General features: G+C 67.8%; 25 protein-coding genes. 14 read left to right on the top strand and 11 right to left on the bottom strand.

Annotation, left to right across the window (positions count from 1 at the left end; genetic code table 11):
* The first annotated feature begins 13 nt into the window (after positions 1-13).
* From PUT80_RS00535 to PUT80_RS00545, 3 genes are read left to right on the top strand one after another with little or no spacing between them, the layout of a single operon-like run.
* On the top strand, positions 14-871 hold the full coding sequence (locus PUT80_RS00535; protein ID WP_275290705.1) for a 3-hydroxyacyl-CoA dehydrogenase NAD-binding domain-containing protein: 858 nt from the start codon (positions 14-16) through the stop codon (positions 869-871).
* Positions 868-2,349 carry a CoA transferase gene (locus PUT80_RS00540; RefSeq protein WP_275290706.1) on the top strand — a complete coding sequence of 494 codons (1,482 nt, stop codon included), beginning with the start codon at positions 868-870 and terminating at the stop codon, positions 2,347-2,349. The genes PUT80_RS00535 and PUT80_RS00540 overlap by 4 nt, the downstream gene beginning before the upstream one ends.
* Position 2,350: 1 nt before the next feature.
* Positions 2,351-3,232, top strand: a complete 882-nt coding sequence (locus tag PUT80_RS00545; RefSeq protein ID WP_275290707.1) for a hypothetical protein — start codon at positions 2,351-2,353, stop codon at positions 3,230-3,232.
* Here PUT80_RS00545 and PUT80_RS00550 read toward each other — a convergent pair.
* Positions 3,229-3,828: a TetR/AcrR family transcriptional regulator gene (locus PUT80_RS00550; protein WP_275290708.1), complete on the bottom strand. Its 600-nt coding sequence runs from the start codon at positions 3,826-3,828 to the stop codon at positions 3,229-3,231. The genes PUT80_RS00545 and PUT80_RS00550 overlap by 4 nt on opposite strands.
* Positions 3,829-3,952: 124 nt before the next feature.
* Between PUT80_RS00550 and PUT80_RS00555 the strand changes: the two genes are divergently transcribed.
* Together PUT80_RS00555 and PUT80_RS00560 are read left to right on the top strand one after the other, a co-directional pair.
* Complete coding sequence (locus tag PUT80_RS00555; protein WP_275290709.1) at positions 3,953-4,945, top strand: fumarylacetoacetate hydrolase family protein; 993 nt, start codon at positions 3,953-3,955, stop codon at positions 4,943-4,945.
* 10 nt (positions 4,946-4,955) lie between these two features.
* Positions 4,956-5,897: an MBL fold metallo-hydrolase gene (locus PUT80_RS00560; RefSeq protein WP_275290710.1), complete on the top strand. Its 942-nt coding sequence runs from the start codon at positions 4,956-4,958 to the stop codon at positions 5,895-5,897.
* Positions 5,898-5,901: 4 nt separating this feature from the next.
* On the opposite strand, the gene PUT80_RS00565 is transcribed toward PUT80_RS00560, so the two are convergent.
* Both PUT80_RS00565 and PUT80_RS00570 read right to left on the bottom strand, forming a co-directional pair.
* Positions 5,902-6,285 carry a hypothetical protein gene (locus PUT80_RS00565; RefSeq protein WP_275291085.1) on the bottom strand — a complete coding sequence of 128 codons (384 nt, stop codon included), beginning with the start codon at positions 6,283-6,285 and terminating at the stop codon, positions 5,902-5,904.
* A 93-nt stretch (positions 6,286-6,378) separates the two neighbouring features.
* A complete protein-coding gene (locus tag PUT80_RS00570) occupies positions 6,379-7,566 on the bottom strand; it encodes a cytochrome P450 (RefSeq protein ID WP_275290711.1) in 1,188 nt (395 codons plus the stop codon).
* A gap of 206 nt (positions 7,567-7,772) precedes the next feature.
* On the opposite strand from PUT80_RS00570, the gene PUT80_RS00575 reads away from it, so the two are divergent.
* On the top strand, positions 7,773-8,123 hold the full coding sequence (locus PUT80_RS00575) for an antibiotic biosynthesis monooxygenase family protein (RefSeq protein ID WP_134665233.1): 351 nt from the start codon (positions 7,773-7,775) through the stop codon (positions 8,121-8,123).
* On the opposite strand, the gene PUT80_RS00580 is transcribed toward PUT80_RS00575, so the two are convergent.
* Positions 8,120-8,719, bottom strand: a complete 600-nt coding sequence (locus PUT80_RS00580; protein ID WP_275290712.1) for a TetR/AcrR family transcriptional regulator — start codon at positions 8,717-8,719, stop codon at positions 8,120-8,122. The genes PUT80_RS00575 and PUT80_RS00580 overlap by 4 nt on opposite strands.
* Positions 8,720-8,817: 98 nt before the next feature.
* Here PUT80_RS00580 and PUT80_RS00585 point away from each other — a divergent pair, with 98 nt between their 5' ends.
* A complete protein-coding gene (locus PUT80_RS00585; protein ID WP_275290713.1) occupies positions 8,818-9,822 on the top strand; it encodes a hypothetical protein in 1,005 nt (334 codons plus the stop codon).
* A 32-nt stretch (positions 9,823-9,854) separates the two neighbouring features.
* The gene (locus tag PUT80_RS00590; protein ID WP_037811062.1) at positions 9,855-11,168 is read left to right on the top strand and encodes an MFS transporter; all 1,314 of its coding nucleotides are present in this window, start codon (positions 9,855-9,857) and stop codon (positions 11,166-11,168) included.
* On the opposite strand, the gene PUT80_RS00595 is transcribed toward PUT80_RS00590, so the two are convergent.
* A complete protein-coding gene (locus PUT80_RS00595) occupies positions 11,169-11,831 on the bottom strand; it encodes a TetR/AcrR family transcriptional regulator (RefSeq protein WP_275290714.1) in 663 nt (220 codons plus the stop codon). It lies immediately after the preceding gene.
* A 55-nt stretch (positions 11,832-11,886) separates the two neighbouring features.
* Positions 11,887-12,519: a TetR/AcrR family transcriptional regulator gene (locus PUT80_RS00600; protein WP_275290715.1), complete on the bottom strand. Its 633-nt coding sequence runs from the start codon at positions 12,517-12,519 to the stop codon at positions 11,887-11,889.
* A 214-nt stretch (positions 12,520-12,733) separates the two neighbouring features.
* Here PUT80_RS00600 and PUT80_RS00605 point away from each other — a divergent pair, with 214 nt between their 5' ends.
* Positions 12,734-13,669, top strand: a complete 936-nt coding sequence (locus PUT80_RS00605) for a methyltransferase (protein WP_275291086.1) — start codon at positions 12,734-12,736, stop codon at positions 13,667-13,669.
* On the opposite strand, the gene PUT80_RS00610 is transcribed toward PUT80_RS00605, so the two are convergent.
* On the bottom strand, positions 13,666-14,226 hold the full coding sequence (locus PUT80_RS00610) for a TIGR03086 family metal-binding protein (RefSeq protein WP_275290716.1): 561 nt from the start codon (positions 14,224-14,226) through the stop codon (positions 13,666-13,668). The two genes, PUT80_RS00605 and PUT80_RS00610, sit on opposite strands and share 4 nt — an antisense overlap.
* A gap of 66 nt (positions 14,227-14,292) precedes the next feature.
* Here PUT80_RS00610 and PUT80_RS00615 point away from each other — a divergent pair, with 66 nt between their 5' ends.
* On the top strand, positions 14,293-15,261 hold the full coding sequence (locus PUT80_RS00615; protein WP_275290717.1) for an RNA polymerase subunit sigma-70: 969 nt from the start codon (positions 14,293-14,295) through the stop codon (positions 15,259-15,261).
* Positions 15,255-16,421, top strand: coding sequence for an AAA family ATPase (locus PUT80_RS00620; RefSeq protein WP_275290718.1), 1,167 nt, complete (start codon positions 15,255-15,257; stop codon positions 16,419-16,421). Before PUT80_RS00615 ends, PUT80_RS00620 begins: the two co-directional genes overlap by 7 nt.
* Before the next feature lie 304 nt (positions 16,422-16,725).
* Here the strand turns inward: PUT80_RS00620 and ftsW are convergent, their stop codons facing one another.
* Together ftsW and PUT80_RS00630 are read right to left on the bottom strand one after the other, a co-directional pair.
* Positions 16,726-18,042: a putative lipid II flippase FtsW gene (gene ftsW, locus PUT80_RS00625; RefSeq protein ID WP_275290719.1), complete on the bottom strand. Its 1,317-nt coding sequence runs from the start codon at positions 18,040-18,042 to the stop codon at positions 16,726-16,728.
* Between the two features lie 111 nt (positions 18,043-18,153).
* Positions 18,154-19,395, bottom strand: coding sequence for an LCP family protein (locus PUT80_RS00630; RefSeq protein WP_275290720.1), 1,242 nt, complete (start codon positions 19,393-19,395; stop codon positions 18,154-18,156).
* Between the two features lie 317 nt (positions 19,396-19,712).
* On the opposite strand from PUT80_RS00630, the gene PUT80_RS00635 reads away from it, so the two are divergent.
* Together PUT80_RS00635 and PUT80_RS00640 are read left to right on the top strand one after the other, a co-directional pair.
* Positions 19,713-20,213, top strand: a complete 501-nt coding sequence (locus PUT80_RS00635) for a pyridoxamine 5'-phosphate oxidase family protein (protein WP_238604150.1) — start codon at positions 19,713-19,715, stop codon at positions 20,211-20,213.
* Between the two features lie 61 nt (positions 20,214-20,274).
* Entirely contained in the window at positions 20,275-21,144 is an 870-nt protein-coding gene (locus PUT80_RS00640) for an SDR family oxidoreductase (RefSeq protein WP_275290721.1), read from the top strand.
* On the opposite strand, the gene PUT80_RS00645 is transcribed toward PUT80_RS00640, so the two are convergent.
* Positions 21,065-22,555 (bottom strand): MFS transporter, encoded by a 1,491-nt coding sequence (locus PUT80_RS00645; protein WP_275290722.1) that lies wholly within the window; start codon positions 22,553-22,555, stop codon positions 21,065-21,067. The genes PUT80_RS00640 and PUT80_RS00645 overlap by 80 nt on opposite strands.
* On the opposite strand from PUT80_RS00645, the gene PUT80_RS00650 reads away from it, so the two are divergent.
* Positions 22,511-23,464 (top strand): Lrp/AsnC family transcriptional regulator, encoded by a 954-nt coding sequence (locus PUT80_RS00650; protein ID WP_037811078.1) that lies wholly within the window; start codon positions 22,511-22,513, stop codon positions 23,462-23,464. The genes PUT80_RS00645 and PUT80_RS00650 overlap by 45 nt on opposite strands.
* Here PUT80_RS00650 and PUT80_RS00655 read toward each other — a convergent pair.
* On the bottom strand, positions 23,461-24,207 hold the full coding sequence (locus PUT80_RS00655; protein ID WP_037811079.1) for an ABC transporter ATP-binding protein: 747 nt from the start codon (positions 24,205-24,207) through the stop codon (positions 23,461-23,463). The two genes, PUT80_RS00650 and PUT80_RS00655, sit on opposite strands and share 4 nt — an antisense overlap.
* Positions 24,208-24,220 lie beyond the last annotated feature (13 nt).

Here is a 24,220-nt window from a genome sequence, read left to right on the forward strand (position 1 = left end):
AAAGGAGCGCGCCATGCCGGTCGTCGCGATCGTCGGCGCTGGGGTCATCGGAGTGTCGTGGGCTCGGCTGTTCGCCGAGGCGGGCTGGACGGTGCGGGTCACCGATCCTCGCCCGGACCTGCGGGAAATCGTCTCTCGCGACCTCGCCGGGCTGCCCGCCACGGCAGTCGCGGACCTCGCGGAAGCCGCTGCCGGAGCCGACTTCGTCCAGGAGTCGGGCCCGGAGCGGATCGAGCTGAAGCGGGAAATGTTCGCGACGCTCGCCGCCGCCACGCGCGACGACGTAGTACTGGCGTCCTCCTCGTCGTCGCTGTTGCCCTCGGTGATCGCCGAGGGCAACGCGGCGGCCTCGCGGATTGTCATCGGGCATCCGTTCAACCCGCCCGAGTTGATGCCGCTAGTCGAGGTGGTGCCTGGAGTTTCGACGTCCGAGGAGACCGTGGCGAAGGCCGTCGAGGTCTACCGCGGGCTGGGCAAGAAGCCGATCACGCTGAAGAAGGAAGTGCCCGGCTTCGTCGGGAACCGGCTGCAGAAGGTCTTCAACGACCAGGCGATGTACCTGGTGCAGCAGGGCGTGATCTCCGCGGCGGACCTGGACGAGCTGGTCAAGGCGTCGCTCGGGCCGCGGTGGGCGACCATCGGGCCGTTCGAAAGCATGCACCTCGGCGGCGGGCCGGACGGGATCCGGCACCTCGTGAGCCACGTCGGGTCGCAGATGAAGTTCGAGATCGGCCGTCCGGACCGGGAACACCTCGACGCGGTGATCGACGAGGTCGAGCAGACCTACGGCACCGCGGACACTTACGCCGAGCGGGTCGAAGAGCGCGACAGCCGTACTCGCGCGGTGGTGGACGCGCTGGAGAAGGCATGAGCCTCACCGAGCAACTCGAGGCGGCACTCGCCAAACCGGCCACCACCGACGAATACGATCTGCACCAGCCGCTCGCCGATCTCCTCGGCTCGGTCGGCCTGCAGGAATCCGACGCAGGCGGCCGGATCGAGTTCACCGGAGCCGACCCGGTACTGCCGGGCGCACTGCGGCTGGCCGGGGCGACGTCGATCGCGCTGGCGGCGAAATCCGTTGCGGTGGCGAAGATCTGGCAGCTGCGCGGCGGGCGCGGGCAGGACATTTCGATGGACCTGCGGACCGCGCCGCACCGGCTGTGCCCGTTCTACGACAAGAAATGGGAACTGCTCGACGGTTACCCGCAGGGCGACCCGGCGCGCGTCGATCCAGCCTTCGGCACCGATCGGTTTTACTCCACCGCGGACGGCCGCTGGGTGCACCCGATCAGCCCGTATCCCAAGCTGCGCAACGACGCTGCCGCACTGCTGGGCGTTCCCGAGCGGGATGCCGTGGTGCAGCAAGCGATCGCGCAGTGGAATTCGTTTGAGCTGGAAGACGCCGCCGAAGCCGCGGGCGTCATCATGCCGGTGGTGCGCACGACCGAAGAGCTGATGGCGACCGAGCAATACCAGTCGGTGTTGTCGACGATGCCGCCCGTGATTGTCGAGCGAATTGGCGACAGTGCGCCGGAACCGTTGCGCCCCAACCCTTCCACGCCGCTCGAAGGAATCCGCGCTCTCGGTCGGGCGCACATCATCGCGGGCGCTGGCTGCGGCCGGGCGCTGGCGTTGCACGGCGCGGACGTGTTGAACGTGTGGGATCCAGGCGAGTACGAACTGCCGGTGCTGTACGCGACGTCCAATGTGGGCGTTCGCTCCACCCGGCTCGACTTCCGCCGGCCCGCCGACCAGGAGCGGATGCACTGGCTGCTCACCGGCGCGGACATCTTCTACGCCAACCGCCGCCCTGGATACCTTGCGCGGCACGGTCTCGACGCGGAAACCGCCGCCGAGATCCGGCCCGGAATCATTCACGCCGAGGTGACGCTCAACGGCGGCACCGGCCCGTGGTCCGGCCGAGTTGGCTTCGACCAGACGGCTGGCTGCCTGTCCGGCGTCATGCTGCTGGAGGGCGAGGGCGGGGTCCCGTCGCTGCCCGCGGTGCCGGTGGTGAACGACTACATCACTTCCTGGTTCCTGCAACTGGGAATCCTGCGCGCACTCATGCTCCGCGCCGAATGGGGCGGTTCCTACCGAGTGCAGGTTTCGCTCACGCGCGTCGCCTTATGGTTGCTGAGCCTGGGAATCTTCGACAAGGGCTACGCCGCGGAGGTCGCCGGTGTCGCGCCCGGGCACGAATACTTCGACCCCGAGACGTTCATTGCGGACACCCCGCTGGGTCGCTACCGCGGCGTCACCGAACAAATCCGGATGTCCGAGACCCCGGGCTACTACACGAATCCGCTGATCCCCATGGGGTCGCACCGTCCAGAGTGGAGGTGACATGTTCAGCGAGCTAGTGGTGCTGGGCATTCGCACCGGGACGATTTACCGCGTCGGACTTCCCGACGGGCAGGTTACCCCGCTGTACAAAGACGCTGGCGTCTCGCCGGATGGCGTTGTCATCGCCGATGGCACTGTTTATTGGACCACCATGGGCATGCCTTCGCGTGATCCGTCGGTGCCGGGCGAAGCGGGTCTCGACTACTCGGCGCGAAACGGCGGTCTGCACGCGGTTTCCTTCGACGGCACCGGTGCCCGCGACGTCGTTCCGAATGGAACGCTGACTACCGGGAAACAGTTGGCGTACAACGGTTCCCTGTATTGGGGCGACCGGGAGGGCTACCGGATCACCCGGGTGCGTCCAGACGGCACGGGCCTTACGGACCTGATCGTGAACGAGCCGGATGACAGCGGGATGCAGGAATGCGTCGGCGTGACTGTGGACGCCACGCATCTCTACTGGACGCAGAAGGGTCCGGCGAAGGGCGGCGTCGGCCGGATTTTCCGTGCTGGACTGGAGATCCCTGCGGGCGAGACCGCGCGTGATCGGTCCGATGTGGAGACCCTGTGGGATCACCTGCCGGAACCGATCGACCTGGAAATCCGTGGCGGGTACCTGTATTGGACCGACCGCGGTGCGGCCCCGAAGGGCAACACGCTGAACCGCGCACCGATTCCCGGCCCGGGGGAGAAGGGCGCGGAGCCGGAGATCCTGGCGAGCGGCTTCACCGAGGCGATCGGCCTGGCGGTGGACGACGAAGTCGCCTACGTTTCCGACCTCGGCGGGCGGATCACTGAGGTGCCGTTGAACGGCGGCGAATCGCGGGTAGTGGTGGACATGGGCGAGCTGCTGTCCGGCATCGCCGGGGTCGTGCGCGGCTAGCTCACCGCGATCCCGCGCAGGATCATCTCCACCAGCTTCAGCAAATGCTCCTGCAGATCGAACGGCGCGGCCTCGCTCTCGATCCATGAGCTGAGCGTCCCGAAATACCCGGTGGCGAGCAGCAAACCCGCCTGCGCCGGATCGACGTCCGCGCGGATCTCTCCGGTCTCCTGCGCCCGCGCGACGAACGCGGCGAACTCACGCGCCAGTTCCGGATTGCCGAACACGTTGGTGGAGTGGATCGCCGCGCCCATGCAGGCGACGGTTTCCGCGCGGGAGTCGAGGCTGTTGCGCGCCAGTTCGATCAGGTACCGGCTGAGCACCTCGCGCAGCGGCCGGTCCTCCAGGTTCTCGGCGCGCACCGCGGTCATCGCGCGTTCGCGCCGGCGCAGGCTCCACTCGTCGAGGAACGCCGTCTTGCGCTGGAAGTGGTTGAACACGGTGGCGCGCGCGGTGTCGGCGCGTTCGGCGATGTCCTCCATCGTGGTGTTCTCGTAGCCGCGTTCCACGAACAGCTCCACGGCCGCCTGGAACAGCCGGTCCCGGCGTTCGTGTCGCTGCCTGGTCCGCCGGTCGGTCGTCGCCTCTGCCGTCATGCCTCGCAGTCAACCATCATTTCTTCGCGGCGCCTGCTGAACGGCGCTCTTGACGCTGCCTCCGCCGCGGCCTAGCTTGATTGGACGCAAGTCTAAAATTGAACTCCAGTTCAAGGAGGCGGCGGTGCGTCTGGTCACCTATGAATCCGCGGGCGCTGCCCGGCTCGGGGTGCTGCACGGCGACACTGTGGTGGATCCGGCGCGGGTCTTGCGAGCGTCGAGAGCAGGGGAAACCGAAGTCCCGACGGAGATGGTCGCCTTCTTCGAGGGCGGAGCCGAGGCGCGGGCTAGGGCGGAACAGGCGCTTCAGCTGGCCGATGCAGCAGCCGAAAAGGGCGACGTCTTAGTCGACGAAGGCTGTCCGGCAGTGCTTCCGCAAGCAGACGTTCGCCTGCTCGCGCCGGTGCCGAGGCCGCGCCGGATTCGCGACTATCTGACCTACACCCAGCACGCCAAGGGCTCTGGACTCGCCGTTCCGCCAGCCTTCGCCGCGATGCCGATCTGCTACCAGTGCAACGTCGAAACAGTGATCGGGCCGGACGAACCGTTGCTGTGGCCGTCCTACACCGCGCAGCTCGACTTCGAGCTTGAACTGGGCTTCTTCACGTCCGGCGGCGGCAAGAACCTCACGCCAGCCGAAGCGGCCGGACGCATCGCCGGAGTCACGATCTTCAACAACGTCAGCGCCCGCGACATCCAGATGTTCGAGATGAGCATGACCATCGGTCCGTCCAAAGGGAAACACTTCTGCACCGCGATGGGTCCGTGCGTGCTGACCATGGACGAGGTCGACGAATGGGCGGTGCAGATGACGGCCACAGTGAACGGTGAAGTCTGGGCTTCAGGGTCTACAAAGGACCGACAGTTCTCGTTCGCGGAGGTGCTCGCGTGGGCCTCGCTGGACGAAGACGTTTATCCAGGGGAGTTCTTCGGACTCGGCACCGTCGGCGGCGGGTGCGGGCTGGAGCTGGACCGCTGGATCCAGCCGGGCGACGTGGTGGAACTCGCCGCGGCCGGCGTCGGGGTGCTGCGAAACCCGGTGGGGCAACGGCAGACCGCGCCGGACGGTGCGGGATTGGCTTCGTATCAAGGCGCACCTGAAGTGCACGTCCGCTAGGAGGCAGGCAATGCGCAAAGACATTCCCTACACCAAAGGACATCACCGGCTCACCGAACACTGCTCGGCCTGGCTGGTCCCGGACGGCACCTGGGGCTGGAGCAACGCCGGGCTGATCGCCGGGAAAGAAGAATCCCTCCTCGTCGACACGCTCTTCGACGTGCCGATGACCCGGGAAATGCTCGACGGGCTTCAAGACACCACAGTAGACAGTCCAATCAAGACAGTCGTGAACACGCACGCGAACGGAGACCACTGGTTCGGCAACGAACTGGTCGCCGACGCGTCCATCATCGCGTCCGAAGCCACCGCGGAAGAGATGCGCACCAACGGCCCCGACCTCATGCGTGGCCTGGTGAATCAGGAAGGCCCGCTGGGTCGCTTCGCCCAGCACATCCTCCACCCGTTCGACTTCGACTCCATCACTGCGACCCCGGCGACCCGGACGTTCGCCGGGCAGTTGAAGCTCGACATCGGCGGCGTCGCCGTGGAAATCCGCTGTCTCGGCCCCGCGCACACCGAGGGAGACAGCGTCGTGCTGGTCCCCGACGAGGGCGTGCTGTACGCGGGTGACCTGTTGTTCATCGGCGGCACCCCGATCACCTGGGCGGGACCGGTGACGAACTGGATCGCCGCCTGCGACGCGATGCTCGCGATGGACGCCGAGTTCGTCGTCCCCGGCCACGGACCGGTCACCGACGCCGACGGCATCCGTTCGGTCCGCGACTACCTGGAGTGGGTGCGAGCCGAGGCTGCCGACCGTCATCGCCGGGGGATGACGGCGGAGGAGGCGATGCGGGACATCTCGCTCGGCCGGTTCGCCGACCTAGACGAACACGGCCGCCTCGCGCAGAACGTGCTCGCGGTGTACTACGAACTCGACCCGGAGATGGAACGCGTGGACACCCGCGAGGTGTTCCGCCGCATCGCGGAACTGGAAGGGTTCGCGTGAGCCGCTAGCCCGCCACGGTCAGGATCCCGAGCGCCAGCAGCACGAGCACCTTCACGGTTTCCGTGGCGAGGTAAACGAAATGCGCCCGGGAGCGCGGCAGCTCCACGCCTTCCGGAGCGGCGAGGACGCGGTCCGTCCGCCGGTTCAACGCCGGACGGACCGCCCCCAGCTGCCCGATCAGCACCACGACCGCCACCGCCGCCAGCACCGTCACCGCGGTGCCCGGCTGCCCGACCGCCACGGTGACCGCCACCCCCACCGCGAGCAGTATCTCGGCGATGTTCAAGGCCCGGAACACGATCCGGCCGATGCCGAGGCCGATCGGGATGGTGACCCCCGGCGCGCGGAACTTCAGCGGGGCTTCCAGGAACGAGATGGCGAGCACCATCCCGAACCAGACGAACGTGAAGGCGCCAATCAGAGCAATCGCGTGCACAGTGCGGAAAACCTCGATTCCGGTGTTCGATCCGCCGCTGCCAGGCTACTCCCGCCGCCAGGTCACCGGCAGCCGCACCGGACCGTAGATCGACGCGTCGTGCGGCAGGTCCACCTCGGCGAACGGCACCGCGAGCCGCAGGTCCGGGAACCGCGCGAACAGCCGGAACAGCGCGATCCGCATCTCCACCCGCGCCAGCTGCTGCCCGAGGCATTGGTGCACGCCGTGCCCGAAGCCGAGCTGCCCGGCCGCCTTGCGCGTGACGTCGAGGCGGTCCGGGTCCGGGAACTTCTCCGGATCCCGGTTGGCGACCGGAAGCGACATGACGACCGGATCGCCCGCCTTGATCCGCACGCCGCCGAGTTCGACGTCCTCGAGCGCGGTGCGGATCGGGCCGATGTGGATCACGCTGAGGTAGCGCATCAGTTCCTCGACCGTGCCCGCGGTGAGCTCCGGGTCGGCCTTGAACTTCGCCAGCTGCTCCGGGTTTTCGAGCAGCGCCAGCGCGCCGAGCGCGATCATGTTGCGGGTCGTCTCGAATCCGGCGACCAGCAGCATCATGCCGATGTTGGCGAGTTCCTCGTCGGTCAGCTCGTCGCCGCGGACGAGATCGGACAGCAGGTCGTCGCCCGGGTTCGCGCGCTTCTCCTTGATCTGCCCGGCGATGAACGCGACGACGCCCTGTGTCGCGTCGATCCGCTCGGCGACCGGGATGTCCTTGGAGAACATGGTCCTGGCGTAGCCGTCGAACTCGGCGCGGCGTTCGTAGGGCGCGCCGAGCAGTTCGCAGATCACCAGCGACGGCACCGGCCGCGCAAACGCTTCCACCAGGTCGACCGGACCGTCCGCGGCGGCCATCGCGTCGAGGTGGGCGTCGACGATCTCGGCGACGCGGTCCTCCAACGTGCGCATCCGGTGCACGGTGAACGCCCCGGTCAGCAGCTTGCGGTAACGGTGGTGGTCCGGGTCGTCCATCCCGGTGAACACCCCCGGGTCGGCCGGCTTCGGCGGCGGCAGCGGACCGAAGTCGAGCGGAACCTTCGCGAGTTCGGCGCGCGCGGACATCCGCTTGTCCGCGAGGACTGCCCGAACCTCCCGGTATCCCGTGACGAGCCAGCCCTGGGAGCCGTCGGGATACGTCATCGGCTCGACCGGAGCCTGCGTGCGCTGGGCCGGCACCGGATCGAACGGACACGCGCCCCTTTCGAGCGGGAGTCCTGCCTGACGGGTCATCGTCGCTCCTTCCCCTCTGAATAGTTCAGAATGTACACATCTTTCACGAAGTTGTGAAGTGAATGTCGGAGCTGAACGCCGAGCAGGCGGAGAATCACCGGCCCGGCCTAGAGCTAGCGCTGCTAGACAACCGAGCGACAGCAGTGCTAGCGTCGAACCAGTATCTAGCGTTGCTAGATTCAGTCGACAGCAAGGGAAGTTCCGAAATGGCCCAGTTGCAGAGCCTCGACCCGCACACGCCGATGTTCGCTCAGTTCAAGGAGAAAACCGGGCAGATCGTCCTCGCCAACACCTTCGTCGTCCCGAAGGAGCGGACCGATGCGTTCCTGGCTCTCTTCCGGAAGCAGGCCGAGTTCATGAAGGCTCAGCCCGGATTCGTCTCACTGCGCATGCACCAGGGAACGGCGGGCAGCCAGCTGCTGCTGAACGTCGCGGTGTGGGAGTCGACCGAGGCGCTCGCCGCGGCGTTGAGCAATCCGGAGTTCCAGCGCGTGGCAGCCGAGTTCCCCGACGACGTCGTGTCCTACCCGCACATCTTCGAGGAGATCGCGGCCTAGTCCGCTTCCGCCGCGTCGAGCGCCGGAACGAGTGGTTCCAGCGTTCGCCGCAACAGATCTGGCAGTGAGCCGGACACCACGACCAGTCCGTTGCCCGCCGGTTGCGTCCACTGCTCCAGTGCGACCCGGACCGCCGCGGCGATCGACGCGGCCAGCACGCGCGCGGTTTGCGGATTGCCGACCCGGGCCGCGATCACCTCCTGCAGCGGGTCCGCGAGGGCGGCCGGAGCGTCGAGAAAAGCCGTGCGCAGCCCGGGATTCGTGGTGATCAGCAGGAGGGCGTCGCGGCTCTGTTCGCCGGGATCGGTGTACTGCTCCGCGATCGCGTCGAGGATCGCCTCGGCCAGCCGGGTATCCGGCGAGCGCTCGGCGACGGCGGAGGCGATCCGGTTCTCGCGGTCCGCGGTGACCGCCGCGACGATCGCTTCCTCGCGGCTGGAGAAGTAGTTGTTGTAAGTCCGCGGGGACACTCCGGCCGCTTCGGCGATGTCGTCGACGCGCACGTTCGCCGGCCCGTACTCGATCGCCAGCCGCAGGGCCGCTTCACGCAAGGCGACGCGAGTGGCCTGCTTCTTCCGTTCGCGCAATCCGGTCACCCGGCCAGTCTCGCAGGGTTCCTGCGCCTACGCAAACTTGCGTGCACGCAAGTTTCGTGCGTAAGGTGGGCGGCGTCCCCGAGCGAGAGGAAACCGCCATGCGCGGCAAGGGAATGACGTACGACACCGGATTCGTCCGCAATGGACGGTCGTCGCGGGAGAGCTTCGAACCGGAGGTGGTGAAGCGCGAACTGGCGATCATCCGCGACGACCTGCACTGCACCGCGGTGCACGTCGTGGGCGGCGATCCGGATCGGCTGGAGCAGGCCTCGCGGTGGGCGGCCGAACTGGGGCTGGAGGTCTGGTTCTCGCCGTATCCGCTGGAGCAGACCCAGGACGAGATGCTCGCCCTCTTCGCCGACTGCGCCACCCGCGCGGAATGGCTGCGCGCCACCGGGGCGAACGTCGTGTTCGTGACCGGCGTCGAGTTGAGCGTGATGAACGAAGGCTTCCTGCCCGGCAAGGACACCGCCGAACGAGTCGGCCTGCTGCTCGCCGAACCCGAGGGCCGCGCCGAGCGGCTGGCCGAGGTGGGCAAGCGGCTCGACCCGTTCCTCGACGCCGCGGTCAAGATCGTGCGGGAACGGTTCCACGGCCCGGTCACCTACGCGTGCATCCAGTTCGAGCAGGTGGACTGGAGCCGGTTCGACTTCGTCACGGTGGAGCTCATCCGCTCCGCCGAGGTCGCCGACCTCTTCCAGGCCGGCGTGCGAACCCTGGTGGCGCAAGGGAAACCGGTCGCGATCACCGGCTTCGGCACGGCGACCTGGCGCGGGTCCGGCGACGTCGCGCCGCGGAGCATGGAGATCGTCGAGTACGACAAGGAGACCGGCGATCCGCTCCGCATCGACGGCGAGTACGAGCGGGACGAGGCCGGGCAGGCCGCGTATCTGCGCGAGCTGCTGGAGATCTTCGACGCGGAGGGAGTGGACAGCGCGTTCGTGTTCCTTTTCGCGCTCTACAACTACCCGGACGATCTTGACCTCGCCAGCTTCGGCCTGGTGAAAGTCCTGGAAGGACGGTCGGGCACGGCGTACCCGGGGCTGAACTGGGAACCGAAGGAGGCGTTCGCCGCGGTCGCCGAGCATTACGCGAAACCTTGACTCAGCGGGGTCCGGGCGGGTGAGATCCGGACATGCCGACGAAGACGAGCGCGCTGGGCAACCGGGTCATGGCCAAGGCGGCGGTGCGGATCATGCCGCTGCTGATGCTGCTGTACTTCGTCAACTACCTGGACCGGGTCAACATCGGGTTCGCCGGTCCGAACGGGATGAACAAAGAACTCGGCCTCACCGCGACCGCGTTCGGGCTCGCGTCCGGGATCTTCTTCATCGGCTACCTGATCCTCGAGGTGCCGAGCAATCTCGCGCTGCACCGGTTCGGCGCGCGCCGCTGGATCGCGCGGATCATGATCACCTGGGGCGCGGTGGCCGTCGCGATGGCGTTCGTGCCGAACACGACGACGCTGGTGGTGCTGCGGTTCGTGCTCGGCGTCGCCGAGGCGGGGTTCTTCCCCGGCATCATTTTGTATCTGACGTACTGGTTCCCGGCGGCGCAGCGGGCGAAGGCGGTCGCGCTGTTCATGTGCGCGGTGCCGGTGTCGAGCGCGATCGGCTCGACCGTTTCGAGTCTGCTGATCAGCGGCGGGCACGGCGTGTTCGGCCTGTCCGGCTGGCGGTTCATGTTCCTCGTGGAAGGCGTTCCGGCGATCCTGCTGGCGGTCGTCACGTGGTTCTGCCTGAGCGACCGGCCGGAATCCGCGAAGTGGCTGACGGCCGAGGAACGCGACTGGCTCACCAGCGAACTCGACGCCGAACGCCGCGCCACCGAAGCCGAACACCACTGGCCGCTGCGGAAAGCGCTCACGCACCCGCGGATCCTCGGGCTGGCGTTCGTGTACTTCGCGGTGGTCTACGGCCTGTACGCGCTGGGCTTCTTCCTGCCGACGATCATCGCCGGGTTCGGCGAGGAGTTCGGCACCAAGCTCACCGTGCTGCAAGCGGGTCTGGTGAATGCGATCCCGTACGTCGCGGGTGCGCTGGTGATGGTCCCGTGGGCGCGCCACGGCGACCGGACCGGGGAACGGACCTGGCACGTCGCGCTGCCGATGCTCGTCGGCGGCGCGGCGATCCCGGTCGCGCTGTATCTCGGAAACCCTTACGCCACCATGACCGCGGTGACCATCTGCGCGATGGGCGTGTGTGCGGCGCTGCCGACGTTCTGGGCGCTGCCCTCGAACTTCCTGTCCGGCGCGGCGGCCGCCGGCGGGATCGCGTTGATCAACGCGCTGGGCAACCTGAGCGGATTCGTCGCGCCGTACCTGACGGGTTGGCTGCGCGACCTGACCGGTACGCAGCGGACCGGATTGTGGGTGGTCGGCGCGTGCATGGTCGCCGGAGCGGTGCTGGCAGTGGCGTTGGGGGCGAAGCCGCGCGCGTCTCGCCGGTGATTAGCCGGCGCGGCGCACCCGGTCCGTCAGCACCTGTACTTCGGTCTCGAACAACGCGTCGGCGTCGAGGCCCATCGCGGTGAAACCGCCGCCGATTTCGAGGCTGACAAAGCCATGCAGCCGCGACCACAACGCGACCGCCAGCTGGTGGTTCTCGGTGTTCGCGCGCCGGGCGTCGAGGACTTCCTCGTTGTCGTACGGCTTTCCCGCGGTGTCGGGGTCGTGCAACACCCCCAGCACCACGCCCATCAGCGCGCGGGCCGCGTCGGCGAGCGGCTTGGCGTGCGCGTCGTAGCCGGGGAACGGTGCCTTGAACAGCAACTCGTACCGGTGCGGCTCTTCCCTCGCCCAGCTCCGGTAGGCGGCGGCCAGCAGCCGGATCCGCGCTTCCGCGTCGGGTGCGTCGGTGCCGAGCGCTTGCGCCATGGCGTCGCGGAGGTCGTGGTACGCGTCGATGACCAGGACGTTCAGCAGCTCGTCGCGGCTGGAGAAGTAGCGGTACAACGCCGGTCCGCTGACCCCGAGCTGCTTGGCGATGGCGTTGATGGAGATCGCCTGCGCGCCCCCGGCCGCGAGCTGGTCGAGTGCGGCGGATTTGACCTCCTCGCGCACCTGCTCGCGGAACCGTTCGCGCATCGGTTTGCGGGTGCCTGCTGCGGGCATCCCCACCTCCTTGACGACGCCCGACGGTAACACGGCCGATCGTTCGGAAGACCTTCTAACTGTTCGTCCGGTCTTCGAAGGCTCGCTCGACGTCGTCGCGCTCGACAGCGGGACCAGGCACTTCGATCGGTCCCCCGGCTGCGAGGCCGTTGAGGAAATGCGCGATCTGCCGCCTCGCCAGGTGGGTCCAGTCGAGGACGGACGCCTTCGGCTGCGTGAGCAGGGTGCTGAACGCGAGGAGATCGGTGGCGTTGACCGGGCCGCGGATGCTGCCGTCCTCGCGGCCGGTCGCGAGGAAGAACTCGAGCCGCCCGTAGATCGACTTCCGGGCCGCGACCGCTTCCGGGGTGACGAGCGGGGGCGCGCCGTGCAGCGGAAGGACGAGCTGATCGGCGATGTCGACGGTGCCTTCGAGATAGCGGCGGACCTGGTCGATGCCGGTGCCGTTGTCGTCGATCTGGTCGAGCAGGCTGTTGAGCAGGCCGTACGCGCGGTGCTCCAGGGCTTGGAGCAACGCGTCGCGGTCGGCATAGCTGCGATAGAGCGTGCCGATCCCGAGACCGGCCTCGGCGGCGATGGCGGCCAGCGGCACATGCCGTCCTTCGCGAAGCATCGCCGAGGCAGCCGCGGAGAGCAGCCGTTCACGGTTGGCCGCCGCGTCCTTGCGGACCTTGCGCGGGCGGGACATCGGTTCTCCTTACCCCGATCTCGGGCGACTGGCGCGAGCCCGTACGTTCGCGAGCAATTCCGCTACTGTGTCCACCCGGCCAGCGTATACGCGCGGACCTCGAGGCGAGCTTGTCAACCGTGGCCCGGAAAGCCGGTTGACCACGCTGGCAAAGTGGAGTCACGTGAGTGATGACGCGACCCACCTTCTCCGTGCCGCCAGCCTGGCGACCCCCATGGCATTGCGCGTCGCGGTGACGCTCGGCTTGCCCGACCGGCTGCGCGCCCCTGGCACGGTCGACGACGTCGCCGCAGAACTGGATCTCTCGCCGATCGCGCTCGACGTCCTGCTCGGCCACCTGGTCACGCTCGGCGTGGTCGAACGCACCGACGAGGGCTACCTGACCACCGCGTACGGCGCGAATCTCTGCCAGGACAAGGAAAACGGAGTAGCCAACCTGCTGCACCTGGACCGAGCCGCCGGTCGCGCCGAACTCGCGTTCGTCGAGCTGGCACACAGCGTCCGGACCGGCGAGGCGGCTTACTCCCGGCGTTACGGCAAGGATTTCTGGGCTGATCTTGCTGAGCAGCCGCACCTACGGAAGTCTTTCGATCAGCAGATGATCAACCGGTTCCGCACGGAGATCCCCCAAGTGGTCGCCGGAATCGACTGGGCTTCTTTCACTACGGTAGTCGACGTCGGCGGCGGTCGAGGAGATTTGCTCGCCGCGATTCTCGAAGCCAATCCGAAATTGCGCGCCCACTTGGTCGACCTCGAACCGACCGCGAGCGAGGCCCGCGCCGCCTTCGCCGCACGCGGCCTGGCCGACCGGGTCGAGGTGCGCGGCGGCAGCTTCTTCGATCCGCTCCCGGCGGGCGCGGATGCCTATGTCCTGGTGGACATCCTGCACAACTGGGATGACGAAAACGCCCGCCGCATCCTGGAGCGGTGCGCCGAAGCGGCAGGCCGGTCCGGTCGGATTCTCGCCATCGAAGCGGTCAGCGGAATTCACGCGCGCACCGAAATGGACCTGGTCATGCTGGTCCATTTCGGCGGCCGTGAACGACGCGTGGAAGAATTCCGTGCACTCGCCGATTCCGCGGGTTTGGTCCTTGAATCGGCGGCCCCGTTGACCGATCAACGAGGCCTCCTGGAATTTCGCGTCGGCTAACTCGGCGACCGTCCGAGCAACGCGACCAGCCGATCCAGCGGCGGTGCGTCCTCGGCAACCGGCACCGGCGGCGCGAAGGGGCTCCGTTCCGGCGGCAGGTCGGCGAGTTTCGCCGCGCTGAACGCGATTTCCCGCTCCACCAAGGCGTCCTCGAACTTCGCCTCTTGCCCGGTGGCGCGGGCGAGGTCCCAGCCGTGGACGAGTTCCTCGACGATCCGCAGATGCACCGCGACGATCCCCGGAACCGTCCCGGCCGGGACCTCGACCACCTGCTCCAGCGCCCCCGGCTGCCGGAACGCCGCGAGCAGACCGGCAACCGCGTCCCGGTAGGCCGCTACCGGGTCGTCGCCGAGCGCGTCCGAGCCGCGCGGGTCCAACGACGCGCCCTTCGCACCGCTCAGGGCGGCGGTGAACAGCCGGTGCCCGAGGACCAGATGGTTCACCAGTTCGCGGACCGTCCACTCCGGGCACGGCGTCGGCGAGTCCCAGCGAGACACGCCGGCGACCAGCGCGCCGGTGGAATCGAGGACCGCGGACAGATCGTCGACAGGGTTCATCGTTTCGCCTTTCTCAGGGGTCACCAGTACAGACACCGCCCGCCCCGGAAACGGAACGATGGCAGTATGCGAAAGGTGGGCCAGGACATCCTCGATCGCGCACGCGCCGGAGACGCGCGCGCCTTCCGCGAGCTGGTCGAGCCCTATCGGCACGAGCTGCAAGTGCACTGTTACCGCATCCTCGGCTCCCTCACCGACGCCGAAGACCTCCTGCAAGAGACCCTCCTCGCCGCCTGGCGCGGGCTGGACGGCTACGCCGGCCGCGCCTCAGTGCGCTCCTGGCTGTACCGGATCGCGACCAACCGCTGCCTCAACGCCCTCCGCGACGCCGGTCGTCGCGTCCCGGCCGAGCCGTCGCCGCCGTTCACTCCGACTGAGCCCAGCCGCCGTACCGAGGTGACCTGGCTGCAGCCCGCGCCCGACGACCCCGCCGCGCAGTACAGCGCCAAGGAAACGTTCGAGCTGGCGTTCGTCGCGGCCCTGCAGAAACTTCCGCCGCGCCAGGCCGCCGTCCTCCTGCTCCGCGATGTGCTCGACTATTCGACCGCCGAGGTCGCGGACATGCTGGAGACCAGCTCCACCGCGGTCAAAGGCGCTCTGCAACGCGCGCGAGCCCAGCTGCGGCAGACCGTCGAACCCGCGCCGCCAGCACCGCGGGAACGGGAGATCGCGCAACGGTTCGCGGACGCATTCAGCGAAGGAGACGTCGACGGCGTGGTCGCCCTCCTGACCGACGACGGCTGGCTCGCCATGCCGCCCGCGCCGCACGAATACGTCGGCCGCGAAGCTGTCACGGCGTTCCTCGCGATGTTCGGGCAGTGGCGTGGCACCCGACGGTTCCGTCTGCTCCCGACGCGCGCCAACACCCACCCAGCCTTCGCCTGCTACCTCACGGAACCCGACGGAACGGTGGGGCATCCCGCCGGAATCCTCGTTCTCGCGCTGTGGGGCGACCGAATCCGCACCGTCACCTGGTTCCTCAAACCCGAGTTGTTCCCGCGCTTCAGCCTGCCCGCGGAGGTGAAGGTGTGCTGACTACCCTGGCGATCCAGAACTACCGCTCGCTGCGAGACCTGGTGCTGCCGTTGTCGCAGCTCACTGTGATCGTCGGCGCGAACGGCACCGGCAAGTCCAGCCTGTACCGCGCGCTGCGGCTGCTGGCCGACGCGGGACGCAACGGCGCGGTCGCCGCTCTCGCTGGCGAAGGCGGTCTGCCGTCGACGCTGTGGGCCGGTCCGGAGAAGATCGGCCGAGCCGTCCGCGAGGGCCGGTCGCCGGTGCAGCCCTTGCAGCGCACCACCGCGGTCGGTTTGCGGCTCGGCTTCTCCGGTGACGAATTCGGCTACGCATTGGACTTCGGCCTGCCCGTGCCCAGTCGCGAACGCCGTCCAACGGCCTTCAACCTGGACCCGGAATACAAACGCGAATGCGTCTGGCACGGCCCGGTACTGCGCCCGTCCGCCCTGCTGGCCGACCGTTCCGGCACCCGGGTCCGCATCCGCGACGAGTCCGGCTCCTGGGCTGAAGGCGGCCACTCGATCGCCCTCACCGACAGCATGCTGAGCGAATTCGCCGACCCGCGCCGGTGTCCGGAACTCCTGATCGTCCGCGACCGAGTCCGCGCGTGGCGGTTCTACGACCACTTCCGCACCGACGCCGACGCCCCGGGAAGGCAAAGCCGCATCGGCACCCGCACCTGGGCGCTGGACCACGACGGCGGCGACCTGGCCGCGGCCCTGCGCACCATCCAGGAATCCACCGACGCCGACGCACTGACCACCGCGATCGACGACGCCTTTCCCGGCTCGTCCGTCGAAGTAGCCACCGCCGATGGCCGCTTCGACCTCCGCTTCCACCAGCACGGCCTGCTGCGCCCGCTCAGCGCCGCCGAACTCTCCGACGGCACCCTGCGCTACCTGCTGTGGGCCGCGGCGCTGCTCAGCCCGCGCCCGCCGGAGCTGCTCGTCCTGAACGAACCGGAAACCAGCCTGCATCCGGACCTGCTGCCGGCGTTGGCCGCGTTGATCACCGCGGCGGCCAAGAAGACGCAACTGCTGGTGGTGTCGCACTCCCAGCTGCTGGTCCGGTTTCTCGAGGACGCCTCGGTACTGGAACTGGAGAAGGACTTCGGCGCGACGGTGGTCGCCGGGCAGGGGCGGCTGGACCAACCGGCTTGGCATTGGCCGAAACGGTAAAGCCTGGCAGGATTGCCGATATGCCGATCAGAAAGGGCCATGCCGCGTAGCGCCCGTCGCGGCTCCGGGTCCATGCCTCGTACCGGCAGCTGGACCGGCACCCGCCGGAAGACCACGTTCCGTACTACGCCGAGTACGGTCCGGCGACTGATCCAGTGTCCGCGCGGGCCCGGTTAGGCCAGGCGTTGCATCGGTTGCCGCGCAACGCTTCCCGCGAGCTGCGTGCGCGGGTCCGGCCGTTGGACGAGAGGTATCTGTCCCGCTCGATCCCCGCACCGGAGGTCCAGCACCTCGGGGCGCTGCCCTAACGTTTCGCCCGCTGCCCGTCCGCCAGCTCCGGCGGCCTCCGCCGTTGGGGCGCCGCGGCCGGCCGCCGCGCGCGAGTCGTTTTCCCCGGCGTCCGGACCGGCCGGTACGGCTCCGGCACCGGCAGCCGCAGGATCCGCCCGATCTTGCCCGGCCCGAGATGGTTCAAGTCCGCCACCGCCGCGGGTTCGTGCCGGGCGCAACTGGCGAGCACGCCGAACAGGAACATCGTCACGATCAGCGACGTCCCGCCGTACGACACGAGCGGCAGCGTCACCCCGGTGACCGGCAGCGCGTTCACCACGTACCCGATGTTGACCGCCGCCTGCGCCACCAGCAGCACGGTGATCGTCGCGGCCACGATGCGGATCCACGGGTCGAGGTTGCGCGTCGCGATCCGCAGGCCGACCAGCGCGAGCCCGCCGAACAGCAGCAGCACCACCGCGCAGCCGAGGAAACCGAGTTCCTCGCCGATCAGCGCGAAGATGAAGTCGTTCTGCACGTTCGGCAGGTACTTCCACTTCGACGCGCCCTGACCGAGCCCGACGCCGAACAACCCGCCCTCGGCGAGGGCGTACTGCGCCTGCACCGCCTGGTATCCGGCGCCGGAGGTGTCCGCGTCGGGGGAGAGGAACGACAGCACGCGCGCGAGCCGGTAGTCCGCGACCAGCGCGAGCACCACGAACCCGCCGACGCCGCCGGCCAGAAGCGCGGCGAAGAGCCGTCCCGGCGCTCCGGAGAACCACAGCAGCGCCAGCAGCACGATGCCGAGCGAGATCGTCCCGCTGAGGTTCGGCTGCGCCATCACCAGCGCGAACATCAGCAGCGCGACCGGCACCAGCGGCACCAGCAGATGCCGCCAGTGGTGCAGCAGCCGGGCTTTCACGACGAGAATGTGCGCACCCCACAGGGTCAGCGCGACCTTCGCGACCTCGACCGGTTGCAGCGTCAGCGGTCCCAGCGCGAACCACCGCTGCGCCCCGTTCACCTTCGCACCGAGCGGGGTGAGCACGAGCGTGAGCATCGCCAGCGTCACGAGCATCAGCATCGGCGAGAGGGATCTGATCCGCCGCAACGGAATCCGCAGCCCGGCCCACAGCGCGACCAGGCCGATGAGGACGAAGATGACGTGCTTCTGGAACGTGCTGTACACGCCGCCCGGCTGCGCGGAGGACGCCGACAGCACCATGATGACGCCGAGCAGCGTGAGCAGGCCGCACAGCGCGAGGACGAGGTGGAACGACGCCAGCGGCCGGGAGAGCCAGCCGACGATCGCGACCGGAACCCGGGTCCGTCTGTTCCGTGTCGTAGCCACTCGCGCACCGCCGTCCGCCGATTTTCCGGCGCGCGGAAGGAACGCGCCGGGCCGATTATGCCCTAACCGTCTTCATCGGATAGTGCGGCGCGCGGGCATTCGGCGCTGAAGCTATTTCACGCAAGGGATTCCGCCCCCGCTCAACGCCGGCGGGGGAGCGGGAACGCCGCTGCTGTGCGTCATCGGGAGCACATACGCGGCCGGTGTCGGCACCGGAGCGCCGCTGAGCAGTTGCGCGACCAGGGACTGGATTTGCCCGGTATTCACGAAGTTGACGTCTTCGCCGGACGGGCTCTTGCCGAAATGGTCGACCGGAAGGGTTACGAAACTGACATTCCCGCCGGTCAGGCTGGACGCTTGTTTCGCGAGCGCGAGCAGGTCCAGCCCGCTGTCGACCGCGGTGTTCTGCTTCGCGACATCCAGGATCCCCTGGAGTTTCGCCGGATTCGTGAAGGTACCGCCCTGTTTGAGCTGATAGGCCAGCGAAGAGATGAACGCCTGTTGTCTGCGTTCGCGGTCGAGATCGGTGAAATTGAGTGCCGGATGCACGTTGTCGCGACGCTGCCGGACGAATTCGACGGCCTGTTCGGCGCTGATCTCCTGCTGGCCGGCGTGGAAATTCGCGCCCGAATAGCTGTCCTGGGTGTCCTCGTTGAGGCACACCGTGATCGGCTGGACTACCTGGGCGATCTCGAAGAACGCCACGAGGGTGACCTCGACGAAATGGTCGATCGGGAGGCCGCCGAGGAATTTCCGCACGGTGTCGATTTCCGCCCGGCGGCCCGCGTCCCGGGCTTGCTGCTCGCGCTGGGATTTGTCGGTGACATTCTGCGAGACGAGCTGTTTGGCCTTTTCGTCGAACGCCAGCCCGTAGGCCTGTTTGATCTTGCCCTGGCACACGTTGTCCGGACAGCCCGCCAGCGGCACGTAATCGTCGCGCGGGATCGAGATCGACGTCGCCCTGCCGCCGTCGCCGGGGACGTGCAGCAGCATCAGCACATTCGCGTTGTAGCCGCCGTCCTGCTGATCCCCGGCGTGCAGCGAGTTGTAGATGTCCTTTGGCAGCGGGTTGCCGTTCTCGTCGAGCCGCGAATCGAGGCCCATGATGAGAATGTTGGTGTCGCCGCCGCTGGAGGTCGACTGCCCGTCGAGCACGTCGGAAACCTGCAGCCCGGACACGACACCGTGGTAGGCCGCCCAGCCGTAGCCGGTCAGCGAGAGCGTCAACGCGGCCGCGAGCGCCAGCGCGACCCGGCCGGTGACCCGCCGCCGCCGGGCCGCGGCACGGGCGGCGACACCACGCGCCGCAGCACTTCGGGACGCGGCGGCACGTCTGTCGTGAGGGTCGGTCATCAGGCCTTCCGGTGCCAGGGCGTCATGGTTGACCACTGTTCTGCACACACGCTGTGTACACGCTGAGAACGAAGCTCACGCAGAGTTAACTCAGGGGCGGCGGTGGTCATGGCAAGCACTCCCTCCGGGCCCGTTTCCCGGGCCGATCACGTTTCCCGGCTCGCGGAGTACTCAACGCCCTCCGCCAGATAACTGTCAAGCAGTTGTACAAGTGTTGTAGTTATCAAAGTGACCCAGGTCACAGTCGAGGTAATGTCGAGAACGCCGTCCGGGCTCCGTCCCCGCAGCACCTGACCGAAGTCGAGAAGGAGACCACGATGGAACCGCAGGAAGTCGCCGAAGTCCTGAACCGCCCGCTCAGCCGTGAACTGCTCGCCCGCGACATCACCCGGCTCGCCTACGTGGCGAAGGACGGCACCCCGCGCAGCGTCCCGATCTCGTTCACCTGGAACGGTGCCGAGGTCGTCCTGTGCACCACCAAGAACGCGCCGAAACTTCCTGCGCTGCGGGCGAACCCGATGGTCGCGCTGACCATCGACACCGAGTCGCACCCGCCGAAGATCCTGCTCGTCCGCGGCCGCGCCGAACTCGACTATGTTGACCACATCCCCGACGAGTTCCTCCAGATCAACGGCACCTACGAGATGACGGCGGAACAGCGCGTCGAATGGGAGGCCGAAGTCCGCTCCCTGTACGCGGACGGCATGGTCCGCATCGTCGTCACGCCGACCTGGGCGAAGCTCATCGACTTTGACACCACGCTGCCGTCCGCGGTCGAGGAACTGGTGCAGCGGCGAGCGGAAGCGAACGCCGGATAGCCGTCCGCTGATCCACTACACTGAATCGCCTACACGCCCCCGACGCGCGAAGGCGGAGCGCATGATCCTGGTGACGGGTGCGAGCGGCAACGTGGGATCGGCGCTGGTCAAGCAGTTGCGCGAGGCCGAGGTCCCGTTCCGTGCCGCCTACCATTCCGCGGAGAAAGCGCAGAAAGCCGCCGCGGACGGAATCGACGCGGTCACCGTCGAAATGTCCGATCCGGCCAGCGTGCAACCGGCGCTGGCCGGAGTGTCGAAGGTTTTCTTGCTGGGTGCGATGAGCCCCGGACAGACCGGCAACGAGTCCAATGTGGTCGAAGCCGCCGTGTCCGCCGGGGTCTCGCACGTGGTGAAACAGTCGCTGTGGCGGGCGGACGAGGAACTCACCCCGATCGCCCGGCTGCACCGTCCGGTCGAGCGGATGCTGGAAACCTCGCCGCTGTCCTGGACCTTTCTCCGGGCGAACTTCTATCTTCAGGCGTTCTCGGGAAACTGGGCCGGAACCATCCGGTCCGGGAATTTCTTCGCCAGCTCGCTGATCCGCGGTCCGATCGCCTTCGTGGACGCCGAAGACATTGCCCGCGTGGCGTTTCGGGCACTGACCGAGGACGGCCACGCAGGCAAGGCGTACGCGCTCAGCGGTCCCGAAGCACTGACGTACGACGAGGCCGCGGCAGTGCTGTCCGAAGTGCTCGGCCGTCCGATCGCGTATCGCGGAATGTCGAACGAGCAAGCACTTTCCGCGTTGGCTGAAGCCGGAATGTCGTCGTTCCATGCGAAGGCGCTGGTCGAGGTGTGCAATACGTACCTGGACGGCGGCGCGGAAACCGTGACGTCCACAGTCGAGGACGTCACCGGCCAGCGGCCGCGGAGCTTCCGCGAGTTCGCGACGGCGCACCGGCATTGTTTCGAGGCAGCACAAGGCAGCTGAGCACGGCGGCCACGAGACTGAGCCCGGCGGTGACCAGGAAGACGTCGCCGAGGTCCGCGGCGTAAGCCAGCCCGAGCACGGCGACGCCGAGCGTTTGACCGAGCTGTCGGAACGTAGCCATGGCACCCGACGCCATCCCCGCGCGGTCCCTGGGAACCGCGCTGAGAATCGCGGTGCTGCCCGCAGGTCCGGCGATCCCCATCCCAGCGCCGGTCACGATCAGCCCGGGCAGCAGGCTGAGCCACGTCGAATCGCGGTCGAGCAGCATCCACTCCAGGCCGCAGCCCGCAGCCGCCAGCAGGGCCCCGAGCCCGAGCACGATGCCCGGCGAAACCGCGTGCAGCCGCTTGCCGATCAGGATCGAGGCGAGAAAAGACGTTGCCGCCAACGGAATCAGCGCAAGCCCAGCCTCGGTCGGGCTGAGGTGTACCGCGGTTTGCAGCCAGATCGACACGTAAACCAGGCAGGCGAATACGAAAGAACTCGCGACAACCACGACCAGCACTGTCACGAATGATGCCCGGCGGAACAGTGCGAGATCGAGCATCGGGTGCTTCACTCGTCGCTCGACCACAACGAAACCTGTCAACGCCACGGCCGCGAGAGCGAACACCGGCCACGCATGCTGGATCAACGCGTAGATCACCGCACCCGAACCGACTCCGAAAGCCAGCATGCCACCGAAGTCGATCCGGGTGCCAGCCGGTCGTTTCGGTGCCTCGGCCAGATACTTCCGGGTCAGCAGCAGAGTCAGCACGCTCAACGGCAAATTGAGAAAGAATATCGCCTGCCACCCCGCCCACTGCGTCAAAACGCCACCGAGAAACGGGCCCGCCGCACCAGCGCCACCGAGCACCGCCGTCCACGTCCCGAACGCGGCACCTCGCTCCTTGCCCGCGTAATTGGCTCCCAGCAACGACATCGCAGCCACCATCATCGCCGCGCCGCCGATCCCTTGCACCGCCCGCGCGCCAATCAGCACGCCGACATTCGGTGAGAGCGCGCATCCCAGCGACGCCACCGCGAACAACGCGACCGAACCGACGAACACCCGACGCTGTCCTACGATGTCGCCGATCGCGCCCGCGCTCAACGCGAGAACGGCGAGCACCAAGGTGTAGCTGTTGACCACCCATTGCAGGCTGGCCAGCGACGCTCCCAGCCCGCGCGCCATCTCCGGCAACGCAACCGTCACCACGGTGGTGTCGAGGATCAACATGAACGACCCGAGGCAGATCGCCGCCAACGGCCCCCATTTGCGCATCACAGCTCCCTTTCTCATTCCCTGAAGAGTGCTCACGCTGTCGGCGTGCCTCAAGCAAACTGGCCTTTGGTGGCGGATCCCGTCATCAACTACCGTGGAGTGATGAAACCCGTCACGCTGGACTCCGTGGACCGCCAGCTGATCCACGCGCTGGATCTCGACGGCCGCGCCGCTTTCGCGCGGATCGCCGACGTGCTCGGCGTTTCGGAGAACACCATCGGCAGGCGCTACCGGCGGTTGCGACAGGCCGGGGTGCTCCGGGTAGTAGGCGCGGTCGCGAGCGCGAGACTCGGGTACGCACTGTGGACGGTCCGATTCGCCTGCGCGCCCGCGTCCGGCCTCCCGATCGCGACGGCGCTCGCCAAGCGCCCGGATACGTTTTGGGTCCATTTGCTGTCCGGCGGCACGGAAATCGCGTGCACGACACAGTCGTCCATTGTGGATGAACCCGACGTGCTGCTGCTGGACAAACTCCCGCGGAGCAGCCGGATCACGTCCGTGTCCGCACACCAGATGTTGCACGGGTTCACGCGCCTAGGCCGATGGTCGGCCTTGTCCGACGAGCAGATCGCCGCGCTGCAAGTCCCGGTCGACCCCGCCGAGGAGACCACCTTCGACGACGCCGACCGGCAGTTAGTGCAAGTCCTGGCCGACGACGGCCGCGCCAGCTACGGCGAACTGGCCGCCGCGTCGGGCCTGTCCGAGTCGACCGTGAAGCGCCGGATCGAAACCCTCCGCCGAGCCGGGGTGCTGTCGTATCAGCTGGACATTTCCCTGCGCGCCTTGGGCTGTCAGGCAGAAGCGCGACTGTGGATGATCGTCCGCCCCTCAGCCGTCACCTCGGTGGCAAGTGCCTTGGCGGAACACGAAGAGGTGCAATTCGCCGCAGTCACCACCGGCCCGGCGAACCTGGTCGCCGCGATCGCCTGCCGCAACGCGACGCACCTGTACGAATACCTAACCGAACGCGTCGGAGCGCTCGACGGGATCCAGCAAATGGAAACCGCCCCCGTGGTCCGCACGGTGAAGCGCAGTGGATCGTTGCTGCCGCTCTAAACCGCGGCCTTCCCGCTGTAAGCGCTCAGCACCTCGGACAGCGAACCGTGCTGCTTCACGTGCCCCTCGTCCATCCACAACGCGGTATCGCAAAACTCCGCGAGCAGTTCGTCGGAATGATTCGCGAACACCAGGATCCCGGACCGCCGCACCAGGTCCTTGAGCCGATCGCGCGCCTTGGCGAGAAACGCCGCGTCGACCGCGCCGAGCCCCTCGTCGAGCAGCAGGATCTCCGGATCGATCGTGGTCACCACCCCGAGCGCGAGCCGCACCCGCATCCCGGCCGAGTAGGTGCGCAACGGCAGTTCGAGATAGTCGCCGAGCTCAGTGAACTCCGCGATGTCATCGACCCGTTTCGTCATCTGCCGCCGGCTCATCCCGAGAAAGAGCCCCTGGATCAGGATGTTCTCGCGTCCGGACACCTCCGGATCCAGCCCAACCCCCAGATCGAACACCGGCGCGACCCGCCCCACGACCTTCAGTGCGCCGCGCGTCGGCTCGTAAATCCCGGACAGCAACCGCAGCAACGTGGATTTGCCGGCCCCGTTGTGCCCCACCAGCCCGACCCGATCGCCCTCGCCAAGCCGGAACGACACGTCCCGCAACGCCTCGATCACCGGCACCCTTGCCCCGTCGGCGATGGTCCCGCCGACCTTCCCGAGCACCCGCTTCTTCAACGACCGGGTCTTGGCGTCGAAGATCGGAAAGTCGACGTAGGCGTTGCGCACCTCGATGCTGACCATGGCTCCCCCTCCT

This window comes from Amycolatopsis sp. La24, from assembly GCF_029087445.1.
GTDB classification, from domain to species: Bacteria; Actinomycetota; Actinomycetes; order Mycobacteriales; family Pseudonocardiaceae; genus Amycolatopsis; species Amycolatopsis nivea.

Excerpts from the sequence above, each read along its gene's own strand:
- PUT80_RS00535 (WP_275290705.1), top strand. The coding sequence starts at position 14 with ATGCCGGTCGTCGCGATCGTCGGCGCTGGGGTCATCGGAGTGTCGTGG.
- PUT80_RS00540 (WP_275290706.1), top strand. The coding sequence starts at position 868 with ATGAGCCTCACCGAGCAACTCGAGGCGGCACTCGCCAAACCGGCCACC.
- PUT80_RS00545 (WP_275290707.1), top strand. The coding sequence starts at position 2,351 with ATGTTCAGCGAGCTAGTGGTGCTGGGCATTCGCACCGGGACGATTTAC.
- PUT80_RS00550 (WP_275290708.1), bottom strand. The coding sequence starts at position 3,828 with ATGACGGCAGAGGCGACGACCGACCGGCGGACCAGGCAGCGACACGAA.
- PUT80_RS00560 (WP_275290710.1), top strand. The coding sequence starts at position 4,956 with ATGCGCAAAGACATTCCCTACACCAAAGGACATCACCGGCTCACCGAA.
- PUT80_RS00565 (WP_275291085.1), bottom strand. The coding sequence starts at position 6,285 with ATGGTGCTCGCCATCTCGTTCCTGGAAGCCCCGCTGAAGTTCCGCGCG.
- PUT80_RS00570 (WP_275290711.1), bottom strand. The coding sequence starts at position 7,566 with ATGACCCGTCAGGCAGGACTCCCGCTCGAAAGGGGCGCGTGTCCGTTC.
- PUT80_RS00575 (WP_134665233.1), top strand. The coding sequence starts at position 7,773 with ATGGCCCAGTTGCAGAGCCTCGACCCGCACACGCCGATGTTCGCTCAG.
- PUT80_RS00585 (WP_275290713.1), top strand. The coding sequence starts at position 8,818 with ATGCGCGGCAAGGGAATGACGTACGACACCGGATTCGTCCGCAATGGA.
- PUT80_RS00590 (WP_037811062.1), top strand. The coding sequence starts at position 9,855 with ATGCCGACGAAGACGAGCGCGCTGGGCAACCGGGTCATGGCCAAGGCG.
- PUT80_RS00595 (WP_275290714.1), bottom strand. The coding sequence starts at position 11,831 with ATGCCCGCAGCAGGCACCCGCAAACCGATGCGCGAACGGTTCCGCGAG.
- PUT80_RS00600 (WP_275290715.1), bottom strand. The coding sequence starts at position 12,519 with ATGTCCCGCCCGCGCAAGGTCCGCAAGGACGCGGCGGCCAACCGTGAA.
- PUT80_RS00605 (WP_275291086.1), top strand. The coding sequence starts at position 12,734 with ATGGCATTGCGCGTCGCGGTGACGCTCGGCTTGCCCGACCGGCTGCGC.
- PUT80_RS00610 (WP_275290716.1), bottom strand. The coding sequence starts at position 14,226 with ATGAACCCTGTCGACGATCTGTCCGCGGTCCTCGATTCCACCGGCGCG.
- PUT80_RS00615 (WP_275290717.1), top strand. The coding sequence starts at position 14,293 with ATGCGAAAGGTGGGCCAGGACATCCTCGATCGCGCACGCGCCGGAGAC.
- PUT80_RS00630 (WP_275290720.1), bottom strand. The coding sequence starts at position 19,395 with ATGACCGACCCTCACGACAGACGTGCCGCCGCGTCCCGAAGTGCTGCG.
- PUT80_RS00635 (WP_238604150.1), top strand. The coding sequence starts at position 19,713 with ATGGAACCGCAGGAAGTCGCCGAAGTCCTGAACCGCCCGCTCAGCCGT.
- PUT80_RS00640 (WP_275290721.1), top strand. The coding sequence starts at position 20,275 with ATGATCCTGGTGACGGGTGCGAGCGGCAACGTGGGATCGGCGCTGGTC.
- PUT80_RS00650 (WP_037811078.1), top strand. The coding sequence starts at position 22,511 with ATGAAACCCGTCACGCTGGACTCCGTGGACCGCCAGCTGATCCACGCG.
- PUT80_RS00655 (WP_037811079.1), bottom strand. The coding sequence starts at position 24,207 with ATGGTCAGCATCGAGGTGCGCAACGCCTACGTCGACTTTCCGATCTTC.